Below are 17,309 nucleotides of genomic sequence, written 5' to 3' on the forward strand. Positions count from 1 at the left end.
TTACTCATATATATGAGTGTCAATTAAAATAACCTTACACTTTTGTAAGATAATCACCTTAATAGTAAACCAAGTAATTATTAAATAATATAAATAGTTACTACATATAATAAAATAATAATATTAATTTTTGAACAAAAGCTAATTATTTTGATAGAAAAACAACTTATAATAACCACATTTTTAACAATGCTTTTGAATCCTACTTTACTCTATAATTCTCTGTTATATCCCAACGTGAATGCTCCTATACTATAGTCAATTGCTGCAATGAATACTACAACTTATAATATTGTATTCCCTCAAAAAACATCTCTAGAAGCCACCTAAAGTAGCCTTTATTAATACACCCACACAATCCATCTTTTCACTCCCTTAAGACATCCTCAAATTTTACAAGGAATGAAAAAAGAAGAGGGATACCTTCCCTCTTCACCAAAAAAATTAAAAAACACCTTAATTTATATCCCCTGCCCTTTACAATCTCACGTCTATTGATAGCCAGTTTAATTCTTCAATTCTATTTTCGTAGATCCATATATTCTTCTAAAGTCTGTTTTTGTTTATATATAGTTCTTAACAGAAAGACTGTATATCCTTCTATTTGTTTGACATCATTAAAATGCTCACAGATATAAATAAATTCTATTCCTACATATAGATAAAAAATCTAAAAATTTATATAATAAGATTAGAAGTGTAGCATATTATTATTGAAGGGTCTTGGTATAATGCTAGGCATTAATGTAAAAAAAACAAATGAAGAGTTAATTATTTCATGGCAATTGGCGGAGATTACAATTCCATTACGTGATGTGATTGAGGTTACCGAAGATGCTACCTATGCTGGTGTTGAAGAAGTAGATGTAATACGTATTGGAACAGCTTATGGGACAACAGACCGTATTTTAATTAAAACAGTAAAACAAAATTATGTATTATTTACTACAAATAAAGTTGCTATTTTAAATGCCATTCACGCTTAAATATAGGAGTCTTCTTGGCTAAAATGATAAAAATAAGCACATCTTGTTATAAAAACAGATGTGCTTATTTTTTAATTTCTATGCATTTTTACGTTTTAAGAAAATCACTCCACCAACAATTAACAGTAATGCTCCTGCAGCCATAGAGATCCAACTTGTAAGATTAGTACCTGTTTGCGGTAACCATCCAATTTTAGATTGAATTTCTTTCTTAAGTTGTGGTTGTTCTTTTACTTGCTCGTTAGGTTGCTCTGGTGTTGTCGTATTTTTACCTGAATTTGGCTGTTCTGGTTTTGGTTGTTCCGATTTTCCCTCTTTAAATTTCACTGTTTGTCCCTTATCTTCAATTTCAGCGTGAATAGCTACTAATATATTATCTTGATACAGTTCTTCAAATACTACTACTTCTTTACCTTGTAATGCAGAAGCATTGAAAGTGAAGTCTAATGTGATAGAACCATTCTTCTCTTTAGCAGTAAACTTAGATTCTACTGTTACTTCTTTACCATCAACTAATAATGGCTTGTTTGTTGCTTTATCCACTAGTTTACCTTTTACTACGTACTCTTTACCCACGATTAAGTCTTTGTATTCCACTTTATCTTGGATTGTCACAGATTTAGAAGCATCTAACTCTTTAGAACCATCAGCTTTGTTTGTTGCTGTCGTTTTAATAAAAGGTTCTACAAATCGAACTGTTTGACCTACATCGTTAATGTCAGCATGAGTTGCAATTACTTGCCCTTCATGTAATAAGTCTTCGAACACAACTACTTCTCTTCCTTGCTGTTCAGCACCAACAAAAGTAAAGTCTAATGTTACAAAACCGTTCTTTTCTTTTGCAGTAAATTTAGTCTCAGCTGTTACTTCTTTACCATCAATTAGTAATGGTTTGTTAATAGCTTTGTTCATTAATTTTCCTTTTACAGTGTACTCTTTACCAACAACTAAGTTAGTGTACTCCACTTTATCCTGGATTGTGATAGAATCCTTTGAATGAATCTCTTTTCCACCATCAGCTTTGTTTGTTGCTGTCGTTTTTACTGATGGCTTAACGAACTTAACTGTTTGACCTTTATCATTGATATCAGCATGTGTCGTAACAACTTTTCCGTCTTTCAATAACTCTTCGAATACTACTACTTCTTTTTCTTCTAAACCAGTTGCATCAAAAGTGAAATCTAGTGTAATAGAACCATTTGCTTCTTTTGGTGTAAACTTCGTTTCAGCAGTTACTTCTTTACCATTTACAACTAATGGTTTATTAGTCTCTTTATTCATTAATTTACCTTTTAAAGTATACTCTTTGCCTACTTGTAGGTCTTTGTATTCCACTTTATCTTGGATTGTTACAGACTTAGACGTGTGCATTTCTTTTGTACCATCTGTTTTATCAGTAGCTTTTGTTTCTATTGAAGGAATCTTTTCATCTTTGACAATGTGTTTAATGATTTGACCATTCTCTTTAATTTCAAAAGAGAATGTTTCTTCATTTAATACATAACCTTTTGGTGCAACAGTTTCTTTATATGTGTATTTTCCAAATGGTAACTTTTCAAATTTAGCGATTCCTTTATCGTCTGTTTTTCCTTTTACTACTTCTTTTCCTGCTTCGTTATAAATCGTAAATTCTGCATTTGGAAGCTTGTTATTTCCATCAGCTACATCTACCTTTGTAATTTCTAGATCACCTTTGATAAGATGATTAACTGCCAATAGCTCAATAATCTTTCCATGTTCCTTTATTTCGAACATAATCGGTTCTTTAACAAGAACGTAACCATTTGGAGAAGCCTTTTCTACAAATGAATATTTACCATACGCTAAATCTTTGACGTTAATCTCACCATTTTTATCTGTCTTATATTCCCCAACTACTTTTCCACTTGCATCTTTTAGCTCGAATGCTGCACCTTCTAATTTTTTACTAATATCTTCATTATCTACTTTTAGTAATTTTACACTACCTTTCACTTCGGTATTTTCCACTGTAAAAGTAAGTGTTTTATTGTGCTCTTTAATTTCAAAAGGATACTTTGTTTTATTTCCAATATATCCATTAGGTGTTTTTGTCTCTAAGAAATAATATTTACCATACGTAAGACCTTCAACGTTTGCAATTCCATTTTCTTTTGTTACTACTTTTTTCACTTCTTTTCCATCTTCAGTGAAGACTGTGAATTCAACATTTGGTAAAATCTTTCCTGAATCACTAAGCTTTTTAATTTCGATGCTACCTTTTACTTTGTTATTTACTATTTGGACAGCTCCTGTTTCTCCTGTCTTAACTTCAATAGTTTGTGGTTTATCATCTGAAACATAGCCTGTTGGTGCTTTAATTTCTTTTAATGTGTAAGTACCAATTGGTAAGTTGTTTAATTCTGCCATACCATCAGCACCAGTCGTGATTTTTCCGACTGATTCATTATTTACATTAAAGACCTCAAATACTGCACCAGCTAAAACTTCTCCATTTTCTCCAACCTTTTTAATTTTTAAAGAACCAGCTGCTTCCCAATTTACTGCAAGATCACTACTAAGCTTTTCTTCATTTCTCTCTAATAGTACTGTAGCATTCTGAACAGTATCCGTACCACGGTAAGCAATTGCTTGAACTTTAATTAAATTAGCAGCAACACTTAAATTAAATTCACCCGTTTTTGTATTCTTAGGAATTTGGATACGAAATTTTTCTCCAACTGAAAGCTGATCTTTCACTTCTCCATTTTCACTTACAATTCTAACTCCATTAGGTGCATTTTTCGCTACTACCTTATAAGAACCACTCTTAGCATTTGTTTGTACTGAATATAGATTTGTTTCGAAGAATTCACCCTTTAATTCTGCTTTTTGCTTTTCAGCAGGAATCACATTCATAAAAACATCTTGAGTCTCTTCACTATTATTAGCATTACTAATAATAGCCTTAGCTGCTTTTTCAACATTTTTATTCTCATGTTTTAATTCATTTACATCGAGTTGACCTAATGCATTCCAAACCGCAAGTTGCGTTGCATAATGCGCTTCATTTTTATTAGCTACTCCCAGCTGTTCAGCACTTTTTTGCGGGAAACCATTTAATAAGACTCTATATACTACATTATCTGTTTTCCCCATTTCAGGAAGATCTTCACCATTTGGTGATTTTAATCCAAGGGTTAAGCAATAAGCAATTTGACCACTTGAATTTTTAATCATTTCAGTGCGAATGTACTTACCTAGACTATTACTATAACTCCAGTCCATTGAATATTTCTCATGCGTCATAACCTCTGCACTAGCCCTAGGTAAAAATACATTAAGGAATAATGCCAGTACTGATAATAATGTAAAAACTCTTATAATGACTTTCTTACCCAATTTTGTAACCTCCCTAGAATAAATTAATCCGAGTATATATCGCAATATCTAAAACATTCACGATCGACCCATTTATCATTATAAAACAATAAATTACAAATATTAAATAATTTTAATAAAATAGTCAAAAAATTTACACATTTTATTATTTATCAAGTTTTTTAACGAATTTACTATATACAAATTCTAAAACACGCCTACAATTTAAAAGACAAATATGTATGTTAAATATATAAATAGCAATTCCTTTACTCCAGTTATTAAGCTTTCCCCTATTAAAAATATCCTCTTCATTTTCTTGTTAACCTGAGTAACTTATACACCTCTTCTAATCTATTACACTCCTCCATTTAAATATAAAGGTGACTTCTCGTTCAAAGAATAAAGTGAAACTTTAATCCTCCCGATTCCCATCTAACTTCCTTGCTTTCATTGAATTTTTGGGCGGGAGTCTTACTGCCCCAAAATAGCGGAATATATTATGCAATATTGCATTTGATAATCATTTTCACTGTAACTATAATGATTACAGGGTTACTATTAATCCAATATTCTACATGGAGGTTTTATTATGTTTAAAAAAATTATTGTATCTTCTATGGCGCTTACTATGTTCGGTGGAGCTGCAACTATGCTAGAGGCACCTACTGCTCAAGCAGCTTCTTATAACTCAACGTCATCCTCTTACTTTGATGTCACTCCTGAAGAGGCCGTGGCTTTCTATCAATCTCAAGACTATAAAAAATTAAAAGTATTTTTGGATGACTTTGAAGCAAGAAACCCTTATACTCCAGGTGGAGGCTACGCTCAAGGTAGTGTACGTATGCAAAAATTCAACGATGCTCTTAGAGATGCCAAATTAACAAATGTCTACCAAGAATTTATTAGAATCTCATACTACAATCATTATCCAGAACCAAAATAATAACAACGGATAAAGTGAAACTTTAATCAGTGGGGGTTTTGTTCATCCCCACTGATTATTAGTTGAACCAATCGGGCGTTTACTGGCAGTTGATGCGGGATTAAATGTTTATTGTTTCTATAACTTAGCCTAATTTTAAATGTATAACCTAAAAATAATTACTAAAAACCACTCATATAAGAGTGGTTTTTCTATTTCCCCATATCATTTAGCTGAATGTTACATCATCTTTATTTTAATATCTTTTATAGTAGACATTCTCTCGTTGACACAATCTAGTAGGTTAGCAATGGGAATATCAAAATATATTTATAATTATTTTCTGTTTAATAGCAAAAAACGAACACCCTCTCCCAATTAGATAAGGTGCTCGTTTTCATTTTTATCGGTAATTCTCAATTCAATTTAGCTTCTTTCCAATAAGTAAAGATTAAATTAACTTAAAAACAAGGCGTTTTAAATTTAATTCATAGATCTTACTGAAACTTGGAATTGCCCCTTAGAACCATCATCATTTGAAACGTAAATTTTATATGTTCCATTCGGTAATGGAGATAAAGCATTCCGTACATTTGTAACATTAATTTGTTGTTCTCCAGGTTTTATATAACCACCAACAATTAGCTCTGTATTTGGACCTTTTACACTATATCCCATTGTATTTTGACCATTATTTTTCATAGAGAAGCTTAAGTCAGTACTCCCATCATATACGAAAGAAGTTACAGCCTCACCACTATAATCCATTGTTTGAGTTAATAATAAGTCTGCAGAAACATGTTCAACTACATGAATTGGATCATTCGTTTTGTGCACTTCTTCAGCATAAGTATTATTCCCTAACACACCAAGTGTTAATGCTGAAACTACTCCACAACTAAGCACTAGTTTATTTAACTTCATTTTAAGTTCCCCCTTGATGTTTGTATTCTATTACCATCATACATCCTTTTCCAAGTGCGTTTTTATGTAATAATTCATATCTATAAACCTATATATCTTAACTTTCAACCTTAATAGTTATTGAGAAACCCACATAGATAAAGCTACAATATTACGCTTCATAAAAAACTTATAAATTTTAAAGTCTTTTTCTAACAAAGTTTTATACGATTAAGTACCAAAATACTCACATAAATAGCATTTCTATTTCAGATAAAATGTACTAATAAAATTTTTCTAAAATTTCACTTTGTAATTTGATATATTCCATGTTAATATAACGAAGGCTACAAAACAGGAGTCACCACACATATCATTTTTACAGAATATTCATACTTAAAGAACCTTATTTTATCAGTAACTCAATCCCAATTTTACCTATACAAAAGTTATTTTATAATTTCATATGCACATAAATTTAAATAGATTTTTTATCTATTATTTTTTCCTATTTTCCTTATCGATTTTAATACGAGTAATATAACAGCACTTTTCAAGTACCCTTCCTTTTTTGATAAAAAGTCTACTAATACTAAACATCTTTGTCCAACTCATACATAATTCTACTTACAAACTATTGGAGATGCAAAACTATGGGAATTTCTACTCTTTTATTAAATACCTTTATTATAATAATTTGTATCCTTAGCTATCACGTATTCTGGCTAGAGTTTAAAGAAAAAATAACATGTAATAATATGTTATTTTCTATCCTTTCCTCCATTGCTATTATTTTTTGTATGACTTTTCCTTTTCATTTACATGTGGGATTTATTTATGATTTACGTTTTATTCCTATAATATTAGTTTTTCTATATGGAAATACAAAAAACATTGTTTTTATAGGAATTTTATATCTTTCTTATCGGTTTTACTTAGGCGGAAATGGCGTTCTTCCATCATTTATTATCTTCACTATTATTTTTGGTATAACAATGCTCTTTCGTTACTTATTACCTATGTATGTTAAAGAAAAAAAAGTATTATTAAGCTTACTCCTTATTTTAGTATGTACAACTTCACTTTCTATTTGCGGTATTGTAACTCAAATACATACAGGAGGGAAAATAGACTCTACTCTCATAGAATTTTTATTAAATTACATAATCATTAATATTTTCACAGTATTATTATCAGTTTATTTAATAGAGGGAATGATCGAGAAATATAAAATGAAAGAAAAGCTACAACGGGCTGAAAAATTTTATATAGCTAGCGAACTAGCAGCGTCAATTGCACACGAAATCCACAATCCACTAACCACGGTACATGGATTCACTCAATTATTAAATGAAAAACATGCCTCTAAGCTATCTCAGGATCAATACTTAGAAATCATGTTAATTGAAATGCAGCAAATACAATCTACTATTAATAACTATTTATCTTTAACCAAACCACAGAACACCCTAAAAGAGAAAATAGATATTAATCACATTTTAAATCAGGTGAAAGATACTATTTCACCACTCGCTCTATCATACAAAGTTGAAATCAAACAAAATAGTACAGATTCCTTTTATATAAATGGGGACCCCGAAAAATTCAAACTCTGTCTAAACAACATCATCCAAAACGGAATTGAGGCTATGAAAAATGGTGGATTATTACAAATAAATATACAAAAAGTAAAAGGAAATATCATAATTGATATTATTGATTCAGGAATTGGGATGTCATCTCAACAAATAAAACGAATTGCTTTGCCATTCTATTCAACAACAGAAAAAGGAACTGGGCTTGGTACTATGATTGCTTATAGTATTATTAGAGAATTAAACGGAGATATAGAGATAGAGAGTGAATTGGGTAAAGGGACACGCTTTTCTATTAGTATCCCTTGCTAATGCGACAAAAATTTTCTGTTTAGTTAATTACATAAGCACATTTTAAGAATCCTGCTAGCTAACTTACTTATTAATTATCTTAAATTTATGTGCGTTAATTAAAAACAATAAGGATCAGAGCTTATCTATTGTTACAGATACACTCTAATCCTTTAGTTTAATTACATTAAACGCACTTAATATTTATAACTATTCTTACATCGTGATGAAAGAATAGTTCATCGACTTTATCTCATTTACTGATTAGATTTGTTTAATGTAAATATAACATCTCTCGGCACTTAATTTGTTATTATCATTATAGACATTTCCTACAATTGTTTTTCCATTAAAGTACAGACCTTATGCCATTCATTGAAAAAGACAACTCCCTTTTTACTACTTTACTTCCACCGTATAATTCCCTGTTCCACCACTATACTGATACACATGTAAATAATACTTCCCTGGATACGTGTAGTAACTACCTACTAGTTTATTCCCTTGTTGCTGAGCATACGTAACATAATTATTTAAATCTGCTTCAGAATAAAGTACCCAGTTCATTCCGATATTATTTTCATTCGTTACGTTAATTTGAAGGTTTTTAGCAGTCTCCACATTAATTTCAAAGAAATCACTTGTATCGCCATTTCCTAAACTAGCACGTAAAACTTGATTTAACTGCAGTTTGTTTGCTGTTTGGAATGAGTTATTCGGTTCTTTTTCTACACTATTATCTTCTTTCTTTTGAACAGTTACAGTCGCTGTAGCAGTATTAGTTGCTCCTTTATCGTCTGTTACTGTTAATTTCGCCGTATACGTTCCTTCTTTTATATATACGTGAGTTGGATTTTGCTCATTACTTACAGTACCGTCTCCAAACTCCCATTTATATGAAATAATTTTCCCGTCTTCATCTTTTGATCCGTCGCTTTTAAATGAAATTGCTTCATTTACATTTCCACTATACGGACCGTTTATAACCGCAACTGGCGCTTTATTCTCTGCACCTTCTTCTGTATTAATACCGTGGAATACAACATCATATTCAAATTGTCCTGATGCATTCACGCGATAATTTACGAAGTATGCTGTTACTGTTTTATAGCCTGTCCATTCCTTTGCACTTAAACGTTTTAACGTATCATTAACGTTTTGTGTAATTGTTTTCCAATCTTCATATTCTCCTTTTGCTGCGATTCCTGTATATGTTCCTTGTAGTGTGAATGTATTAAAGAACTGTGATTTATTTTTCTTTACTGATACATTTTTCAATTTTGCTTCCGCTGTGATTTCTGCCGCAATATCTGAAACTGGCTTTGATGCATGATTCGCTAAATAATCGTCTGATACTAATGGCACATTATATTTCTCACGATTATCAACTAGCATTTGCATATAGTCTTGATATTCTTTATTTAAATTCACATCTTTACTTAATGTAGAGCGATATGCATCATATGCTGTTACATCATTTTTCCTAATAAGATCATGTATTTTATCGAACATATCATATCTCTTATTGTACATATAAGATTGTAAAGCAAAGGAATAATTATAGAAATCCCACGTTCCATACTTTGCATTTAACGTTCGCTCTGCCGTATAACGCTCCGCTGGGTTTGAAGATAATCCTCCTATAATACTCTTTCTCGGTACAACATTATCCGTTCTCGTTGCCCCTGCAAAAAATTCAGCATTCCCTTCTTCAAACCAAGATAATCTTTCATTTTCATATATTTTCCCTTGTCCCCATAACCCTGGTACTTCATATCTACCTTGTAAATAATGCGTGAACTCGTGTCTGAATAATTCTTCTAAACTATAAATACTTTCTTCTGGCGTACGCTCATAAGTAAAGAACGTACCTGTTCCTTCTATATAAAGACCACCGTTATTCGTTTCATAACCGTACAATTGACGATTAAATTGATATTCTGCTGGGCTATTATAAATAACCATCGTTAGTACATCATCAGGATGTCCTTTTTCTAAAGGTTGATCACTTTCAACCGTACGATGGAATTGTGCCTTGACTTCTTTTGCCGCCCAATATAAACGTTTTACTTTTTCTTCTGTCACTTTATCTCCAGCTTTTAAAACAATTGCCCCATCATCAAACGTATACGTTTTTGGCAAATATTTTTTCTTTCCATCTTCTCTTATTTGATCTAAATTCACCACTTTACCATTTGCATCTTTTCCGCCATAATTCGTTGCGATTTGCTCAGCAGCTACGAAATATTGCTCCCCTAAATACGGATAAATTTTCATCGCATCTGTTACAACTTGTAACCCTTTCGTTCCTGTACTATGGAATGTACCGAGTCTACCTGTATAATAAATGCCATTATTAATAAGCCAACCGTTTTTTGCTGTAATCGTTCCCATTAATGCAAAACGACTTAGTTCATTAATATAACTATCTATTTTCTGATACCATACTGTATCTTTCGGTGCTTTCCTCGTATCGTACAAATACGATTGAATGTCGTAATCAACACCTTGCATAATATCGTAAATAGCATTTCCAGCTGAAAGATTATCTACTAATGTAGAAAAATTATCATTATATTGTTTAAAAATCTTTGCAGCTGATGTTATCGTTTCCACATCACTCGAAGCGTTTCCTATTAACTTTCCGTATGATGATACCACTCTATTTTGCTCTAATGTACCCAGCTTGAAATTTGAATTGTTAGCTATCGCTTTTAATGCAGGTAAGCATTTATCATGATAACTCCGTTCATTTAATTTACTAAGTTCCGAATTATAAAATCCTAAATAAAATCCTGAACGCAATACCTCCACTAATGTCTCAATCCCTTTTGAATCATCCTTCGTATAGGCTTGTCCTTGCTGCTTCAATTTATCAATAATCGCCTGCATCCTACTATCATTTTGATAGAATGCTAGACTGTCTGTATTAAACTGAAATAGCCCCGTAATTTGCTCCCAATCAATTGTTACAAGTAAATCTACTAACTGCTGATTGCTTAATTGATTTAATTCAGCAATTGTATAAGTTTTCGCTACAGCTAATTGCTTACTTTCTTTTTTCACCTCAGGTGGTCTTTGTGATAAATCGGCAAATTGTAGCCTTTTCTCAAAAGACTTGCTTTCGAGCACTTTCGATGAATGAGCTAATTCTTGTACTGGTAGTTGTACACCGACTGGCTCCATTTTGAGCACATTTCGATAAGAAACTTGCTCTCCCTTAGTATCTTCTGCCAAACTGCCCCCTTGAAAACTCCCTAACATTAAACTAGCAAAACTTACCCCTACTAACATTTTCTTTGAATAGCTTTTCATGCTCTCCCCTACCTTACATTTTTAGTGTCCCGCTCCATTATTTTACTATTTTTACTTTTTGTCCTGTATTGAGAAAAAATAAGGTAACGTTCACACATATATTCATTTCATGTAAAATTAACGCTTGACTTTCCGTGCATTTTAGATCAAAAAAAGATAGATAATAGCAAAATTTCTGCTACATCTATCCTCGTTTTCAACACTATGATTTTAACTTTATAAACATAACTTCCGGTAATGTTTGCATATGCTGAATAAACTCATTCTTTTCTTCTGACGATATATTTTTCAGCTGCATTCCTACCTTATAAACAGTTTCTGTACCTTGCTGTGAAGCTTCCACCTCATATGAGAGTATTGGGATGCCTTTCACTTGTAGTGTTTCTAATATTTGTTGTATCGCTTCATGTTTATTTACAAACATTTGCACTGTTATATTTTGTGGAAATAGAAATTGCACCTTAAAAATACGACTTACAATTTCTAAACCAATTAAAACGAGAATCGTCGCTCCAATGCCTACTACATACATTCCCGCTCCAATTGCTAATCCTATACCGGCAGTAGCCCATAAACCAGCCGCGGTCGTTAATCCTTTCACCGCCTGCTTTTGAATAATAATTGTGCCTGCACCTAAAAAACCAACTCCACTAACGACTTGTGCTGCAATCCGACTTGGGTCTAGAGACGTATGCTCTTCATACACAATATCTGAAAAGGCATATTTCGAAACAACCATTATTAACGCACTTCCTACCGCTACGAGGAAATGAGTCTTTAATCCAGCTTCTTTCGATCGAATTTCTCTTTCAATACCAATCATTGCTCCTAACAAGCCAGCAACACCGATTCGTATAATAAAATCAAAATCTACACTCACGGGCACTTCCCCCTTTCATTCATTATAGATAGATAAAACAAAAATTATCACAAACATCCATTTATCACCATGAAAGAATACCACTAAAATACACTTAATACTCCGACTGTTTTATGTTAATATTTTAAATATTAACATAAAATAAATAACTCCTGATTTTAAACCTTCACTAATTTTCTAAAAAACCAAAGGTGGATTGCATGAAATTAGGTTGAGAAATTTTAGAAAACGCTTTCATTTTGTTTCATAATTTTTTATAAAAAATACATAAATAAAGGAGCTTACTAACAATGAACGTCTCGTTACTTACACCTACTACTGATTTACAAGAAGAATACTTAGATTTCTATAACGAATGGAAAGATAGCGGTGAAACAATGATCCCGTGGGTTATCTCAAAAAATCCTGCCAACTTCCCAGCTATGGTTCAAGAACTTCTCGATGCGCATAACGGAATAAATATCCCTGAAACTTGGGTACCAGACTCTACATATTGGCTTGTTACAGATGAAAATAAAATTGTGGGAGCTGTTAATATACGTCATAGTTTAACCGAACATTTATTTAACGCTGGCGGTCATATTGGTTATGGCATTCGCCCTTCTGAAAGAAGAAAAGGTTATGCTACGAAGTTACTAGCATTATCATTAGAAAAAACGAAGGAATTAGACATCACGAAAGTACTTGTCGTTTGCGACGCAGTGAATACCGCTTCTGAAAAAACGATTTTACATAACGGCGGGCTTCGTGATGATGATTTCACTGAGGAAGATGGGAATGTAGTAAGAAGATATTGGATTGAGCTATGAATGATCACAAATAAGCGAGAAAGTGATTATACACTTTCTCGCTTATTTTACACTGCTTCTATTTCAAACTGCACTGTAATACCACTTGGATCTACCACCACAAACCCATTTGTAGTTTCATTTATTTCATGTTGTTTTTCTATTAATCTTTCTTTCACTTCATCTAACGCTTCTTTATACGGTAGTACAATCGTATACACCTTTAGCCCAGTTGCATGTACTGGTGGGTGTGGATTGTTTACTCCGTTCCACGTATTTGCACCAATATGGTGATGATATCCCCCTGCTGAAATAAATAAGCAATCCTCTTCACGCTGTTGTACTTCAAAACCTACTGTTTCCACATAAAATTCATGTGATTTCTCTACATCAGCTATTCGTAAATGTACGTGCCCAACGACAGTATTAGCAGGCAAACCATCAAACTCATAATCAACGAATGTTGCCAATTCTTTTAAATCAAGTGGTGTACTTCCTCCTGGCCCTTCTCCCCATCGATCGCGCGGACGGTCTACATAAATTTCAATACCATTCCCCTCTAAATCTTGCAAATAAAAAGCTTCGCTATATGTATGATCACTTGCACTATTAAGCCTTGAAATTGGTAAAATTTCATTTGAATATGTATAACGCCCTTCTTGCTCAGCCGGGCTGTCAATTACATTCTTATTACGAAGAACCCCAAATAGCGCAGAAGCAAAAGCTTCACGAGTCGGAACTAAAAAGGCTACATGATATATACCAGTCGTACGCGGTTCTTGCAGTACCCCGTCCTCTAACTTTTCAAGAACAAGTAACGCATTCTTTCCACCTTTTCCAGATAAATATGCTTTATTCCCCTCTTGCTTAATTACCTCTAATCCTACAACATTCTCATAAAAAGCAATTTGACGCTCTAAATCTTTCACTTTAAATTCAACATGACCAATACGTGTTTTCGGATGAATTTTTACCATGAATAACTTCATCTCCTTATCCCTATATTTTCCCCATTACATATAACCGTTACTATGAAGGATACAACTAAAATCATCCTATGTAAATAAGAAAAGTCAGAATTTACATACATTTTTATTTTCATAATAAAAAGCCACCTTTTCTAACTTTTAGAAAAGGTGGCTTTTTAACTCTTATCTCATTTTATGTACTTCAGCAACTAGCTTTCCACCCTGAATGCCCATATAAAGCTTCACAGGTGCATCATTCGTATTTTCAAATACTAAATCTAAGTATGGATATGCAATTGTAGCATCTCTTCCTTGTGGAACATAACCTACCGTTTTAGAATGTGTAGTTCTCTCCACCATTTTCAGACCAGCTTGATCTGCTGCATTGTATAAAGTTGAAGATGTTTGACAAACACCACCGCCATATCCATCTACTAATTTACCATCAACTATTTCTTTCCCTAATTGATATCCTTTATCTGGTGTTGTATCACCGATTAATGAATTAAAAGAGAAACGGTCTCCTTTTGCTAACACAACTCCATTTATGCTCGCTGCTGACAAACGAATATTCTCAATACGGCCACCTGTTGAACCACCTAAGTTCGTTTCATATCTACCAATTACCGTACCATTTCCTTGCGCATCACTTAATGTTGCGACTGGTTTTTTCTCCACGATCGGCAACTGATACGTAGCATCCCACATACCAACATTTAACAATTTATCTACTAATTCTTTTTCCATTAATTCATAAGAAGGTTTTCCTTCTTGCCAACTTCCATCAGGTGCTATACGTGAAGGAACCATTTTTTTGTCGACGCTTTTTCCAACCTCACCAACAACCTTTGTTACAGACTTTTTAAATTTCGCTTCATCTTCAAAATAGCCTAAACTAGATAAATCTAATTTTTTCACTTCAGTACCAGTTCGACCATCAACTAAACTAATAGTATCCTGCACTTCTGCTTTAGCCTCTACAGTATGCCCACCAATATCACTTACCAATGCAACATCACTTACTTTTGCACCACAGCCACTCATTATAGCTACACATAACACCCCAACCAATATACCCTTTACTTTACGGAACAATATACTCTCTCCCTTTCCCCAACATCACTATTATGTATTTATTTCATTTTCATGTATGTTTTGTTACAATCATTTTACAATATGTTTATAAAATGTTACAAGTTATTTTTCACTCTATATAAATTACTCTTTTCTTTTATAAATGTCTATACATATTTACATAAAAGTTTGAGTTTGATAGAATTGTAACTTTTATGTAAACTCTCTCTTTTATCCAGTATATACCATTAAGCAAAAGAAATACAAATCAAAAACCCTCAAGCTATTTTTTATAAAGTGAAACTGTAATCAGTGGGGGTTTTACGGGCATCCCGACCTTCTTTGTTTCTGCTGAATTTTGACATGGGGGTCTTATTGCCCAGCAAATAGCGGGATAAAGAGAAATCCCGTCAACATAAATAGGTATTTGCCGTGCCACCACTCCGCTTTTGCACATACATTATGGTGAATTCAACCTATTTTAAAGAAATGGAGGATGTTATTATGTATCCCTACAATCCATATGATCCATATAATCAATATGCGTACCAACAACCACAGTATGACTTACAAACACAATATCAATCTTATATAGATCAAGCAGAGCACACGAATCCATATGACCAAAATAGACAATTCCAACTTCCAATCTCTTTTCCTGGCACTGGAAATCGTCAATTAGAAAGACGCGTAAATGAGCTTGAACAAAGAGTTCGTCAACTAGAAAATACAGTTGAGCGCCATACACGTAGACTAAACCGCTTAAACCAACGTTTACGCACAGTAGAAAACAGACTAAACATTCCATTCGCAGCATTAGAAGACGGATTTTAATCGAGAAAATAAAGATTATATAAAGGAAGGGGCTTCCCCTTCCTTATATAAATTGACGAAAGTTTTTTCCATCTCTATACTGATAAGAGTTAATGAAATGAAACAAGGTGATAAATATGGATTTTGAAATAAATTATCTTTCCTTTTATGTTGTACAAGTAGAAGGAAAAGGTGAAGCAGTTGATAAACGCTACAAACATTTTCAAACTTTAGACGCTGAAGAATATGAAGATAGTTCCTTAAAAGAATTTTTGAATGGTGAGTTATTAAAAATATCGAAGCGAAAAGTAGAACGTCATGCAAAAACAGAACAAGCCCCAACAAAAATTGGTCGCTTTATTGTAGAAGAAGGGCACGAACTTGATTCAAACCCTCATTACAACCTTTTTAATCGTATTCGCTTTGCAGAAACAAAAGAAAACTTTAAAGATATGAGCGAACCTCTCGTTTATACATATCTTGACACAAGCGCTGTACGTGGTGGTGTATTTTTAATTGCTCAGGCAAAACTACGCAAATACTTTGATGATCCATTCGTATTCGTAATGAAATGCGACTTTGAACCAAAGGTTGCTTCTATTTCTGATGAATCAACACTGATTCGTAACGTTGAAATGGCCATCACAACAAAGAATATGAAATCTATCCAATATCCGTACATGCCTGAAGAAGGTATGGTTGAAGTAGGCGAACTAAAAATACACCAAGCATCACATGCCCGCTACTTTGAAGACTTCTTAAAATTCGTCGAATACGAACGCTCTATGCCTGAAATTATGAAAACACAAGTAATGGACATGGTATACGACCAAATTGAAGATGTATTTGAAGAAGGTACGGAAGAACGCGAACAATTCGACCAAGCGATGGAAGTATGGGCTGCCAGTCCGAAACGCGAAATTATGGAACAATTTTCAACCGAAGAAGTAATGGAAGCAACTGCTCAAATCGTCGAGCATGCTCCTGAAGTCGAATTAAAACTAAAAGCAGATCATATCTCTGTGAAGGCCCTGCTTGCTGATTTCGGGGATCAAATACATATTGCGAAGGTAAATGATCGATATGTACTTATGATTGAAGCAGACACACTTACATTTGAAAAAGGCTTCTCTCCTATTGAGTTTCTGAAGCCAGATGAGCTGCAAGATGTGATTGAGCGGATTGAGAATAAGCAGCAGTATTCGTTTGATCCGAGCGGTATTGAATAAAGTGAAACTTTAATCAGTGGGGTTTTGTTCATCCCCCACTAATTATTACCCTCACCAATCGGGCTTTTACGGGATAAATACTTCCATATAACTGTTGTTACTGGGCGCTTATAATAAGCGCTCTTTTGTTTATATTAAAAACCGATTCTACTAAGAATCGATTTTTCTGCTTTATAATAAAACATGTTTATTTTCAAATTTTT

Annotated in this window: 12 protein-coding genes; 6 read left to right on the forward strand and 6 right to left on the reverse strand. The window is 33.1% G+C overall.

Annotated features, from left to right (window positions below; genetic code table 11):
* Positions 1-731: 731 nt before the first annotated feature.
* Positions 732-986, forward strand: coding sequence for a hypothetical protein (locus BC_RS17575; RefSeq protein WP_000900695.1), 255 nt, complete (start codon positions 732-734; stop codon positions 984-986).
* Positions 987-1,064: 78 nt separating this feature from the next.
* On the opposite strand, the gene BC_RS17580 is transcribed toward BC_RS17575, so the two are convergent.
* Positions 1,065-4,346, reverse strand: coding sequence for a VaFE repeat-containing surface-anchored protein (locus tag BC_RS17580; protein ID WP_000516926.1), 3,282 nt, complete (start codon positions 4,344-4,346; stop codon positions 1,065-1,067).
* 571 nt (positions 4,347-4,917) lie between these two features.
* On the opposite strand from BC_RS17580, the gene BC_RS17585 reads away from it, so the two are divergent.
* On the forward strand, positions 4,918-5,271 hold the full coding sequence (locus BC_RS17585; protein WP_000473483.1) for a hypothetical protein: 354 nt from the start codon (positions 4,918-4,920) through the stop codon (positions 5,269-5,271).
* A 462-nt stretch (positions 5,272-5,733) separates the two neighbouring features.
* On the opposite strand, the gene BC_RS17590 is transcribed toward BC_RS17585, so the two are convergent.
* A complete protein-coding gene (locus BC_RS17590; protein ID WP_000773522.1) occupies positions 5,734-6,174 on the reverse strand; it encodes a hypothetical protein in 441 nt (146 codons plus the stop codon).
* A 632-nt stretch (positions 6,175-6,806) separates the two neighbouring features.
* Here BC_RS17590 and BC_RS17595 point away from each other — a divergent pair.
* Positions 6,807-8,060: a sensor histidine kinase gene (locus BC_RS17595; RefSeq protein ID WP_000513014.1), complete on the forward strand. Its 1,254-nt coding sequence runs from the start codon at positions 6,807-6,809 to the stop codon at positions 8,058-8,060.
* A 378-nt stretch (positions 8,061-8,438) separates the two neighbouring features.
* On the opposite strand, the gene colA is transcribed toward BC_RS17595, so the two are convergent.
* On the reverse strand, positions 8,439-11,354 hold the full coding sequence (gene colA / locus BC_RS17600; protein ID WP_000844552.1) for a collagenase ColA: 2,916 nt from the start codon (positions 11,352-11,354) through the stop codon (positions 8,439-8,441).
* Between the two features lie 202 nt (positions 11,355-11,556).
* A complete protein-coding gene (locus BC_RS17605) occupies positions 11,557-12,234 on the reverse strand; it encodes an MgtC/SapB family protein (protein WP_000109727.1) in 678 nt (225 codons plus the stop codon).
* Positions 12,235-12,524: 290 nt separating this feature from the next.
* Here BC_RS17605 and BC_RS17610 point away from each other — a divergent pair, with 290 nt between their 5' ends.
* Positions 12,525-13,043: a GNAT family N-acetyltransferase gene (locus BC_RS17610; protein WP_001103118.1), complete on the forward strand. Its 519-nt coding sequence runs from the start codon at positions 12,525-12,527 to the stop codon at positions 13,041-13,043.
* Positions 13,044-13,090: 47 nt separating this feature from the next.
* Here the strand turns inward: BC_RS17610 and BC_RS17615 are convergent, their stop codons facing one another.
* Together BC_RS17615 and BC_RS17620 are read right to left on the reverse strand one after the other, a co-directional pair.
* Positions 13,091-13,999: a VOC family protein gene (locus BC_RS17615; RefSeq protein WP_000238832.1), complete on the reverse strand. Its 909-nt coding sequence runs from the start codon at positions 13,997-13,999 to the stop codon at positions 13,091-13,093.
* Between the two features lie 174 nt (positions 14,000-14,173).
* Entirely contained in the window at positions 14,174-15,085 is a 912-nt protein-coding gene (locus BC_RS17620) for a VanW family protein (protein ID WP_000488973.1), read from the reverse strand.
* 483 nt (positions 15,086-15,568) lie between these two features.
* On the opposite strand from BC_RS17620, the gene BC_RS17625 reads away from it, so the two are divergent.
* Together BC_RS17625 and BC_RS17630 are read left to right on the forward strand one after the other, a co-directional pair.
* Positions 15,569-15,898, forward strand: a complete 330-nt coding sequence (locus BC_RS17625) for a hypothetical protein (RefSeq protein WP_000283715.1) — start codon at positions 15,569-15,571, stop codon at positions 15,896-15,898.
* Positions 15,899-16,014: 116 nt separating this feature from the next.
* A complete protein-coding gene (locus tag BC_RS17630) occupies positions 16,015-17,106 on the forward strand; it encodes a DUF3900 domain-containing protein (protein WP_000345046.1) in 1,092 nt (363 codons plus the stop codon).
* Positions 17,107-17,309: the final 203 nt, after the last annotated feature.

The organism is Bacillus cereus ATCC 14579 (genome assembly GCF_000007825.1).
Taxonomy (GTDB): Bacteria; Bacillota; Bacilli; order Bacillales; family Bacillaceae_G; genus Bacillus_A; species Bacillus_A cereus.

Bases quoted from the DNA above. Each gene is read 5' to 3' on its own strand.
- BC_RS17575 (WP_000900695.1), top strand. From the start codon at position 732: ATGCTAGGCATTAATGTAAAAAAAACAAATGAAGAGTTAATTATTTCA.
- BC_RS17585 (WP_000473483.1), top strand. From the start codon at position 4,918: ATGTTTAAAAAAATTATTGTATCTTCTATGGCGCTTACTATGTTCGGT.
- BC_RS17590 (WP_000773522.1), bottom strand. From the start codon at position 6,174: ATGAAGTTAAATAAACTAGTGCTTAGTTGTGGAGTAGTTTCAGCATTA.
- BC_RS17595 (WP_000513014.1), top strand. From the start codon at position 6,807: ATGGGAATTTCTACTCTTTTATTAAATACCTTTATTATAATAATTTGT.
- colA (WP_000844552.1), bottom strand. From the start codon at position 11,354: ATGAAAAGCTATTCAAAGAAAATGTTAGTAGGGGTAAGTTTTGCTAGT.
- BC_RS17610 (WP_001103118.1), top strand. From the start codon at position 12,525: ATGAACGTCTCGTTACTTACACCTACTACTGATTTACAAGAAGAATAC.
- BC_RS17615 (WP_000238832.1), bottom strand. From the start codon at position 13,999: ATGGTAAAAATTCATCCGAAAACACGTATTGGTCATGTTGAATTTAAA.
- BC_RS17625 (WP_000283715.1), top strand. From the start codon at position 15,569: ATGTATCCCTACAATCCATATGATCCATATAATCAATATGCGTACCAA.
- BC_RS17630 (WP_000345046.1), top strand. From the start codon at position 16,015: ATGGATTTTGAAATAAATTATCTTTCCTTTTATGTTGTACAAGTAGAA.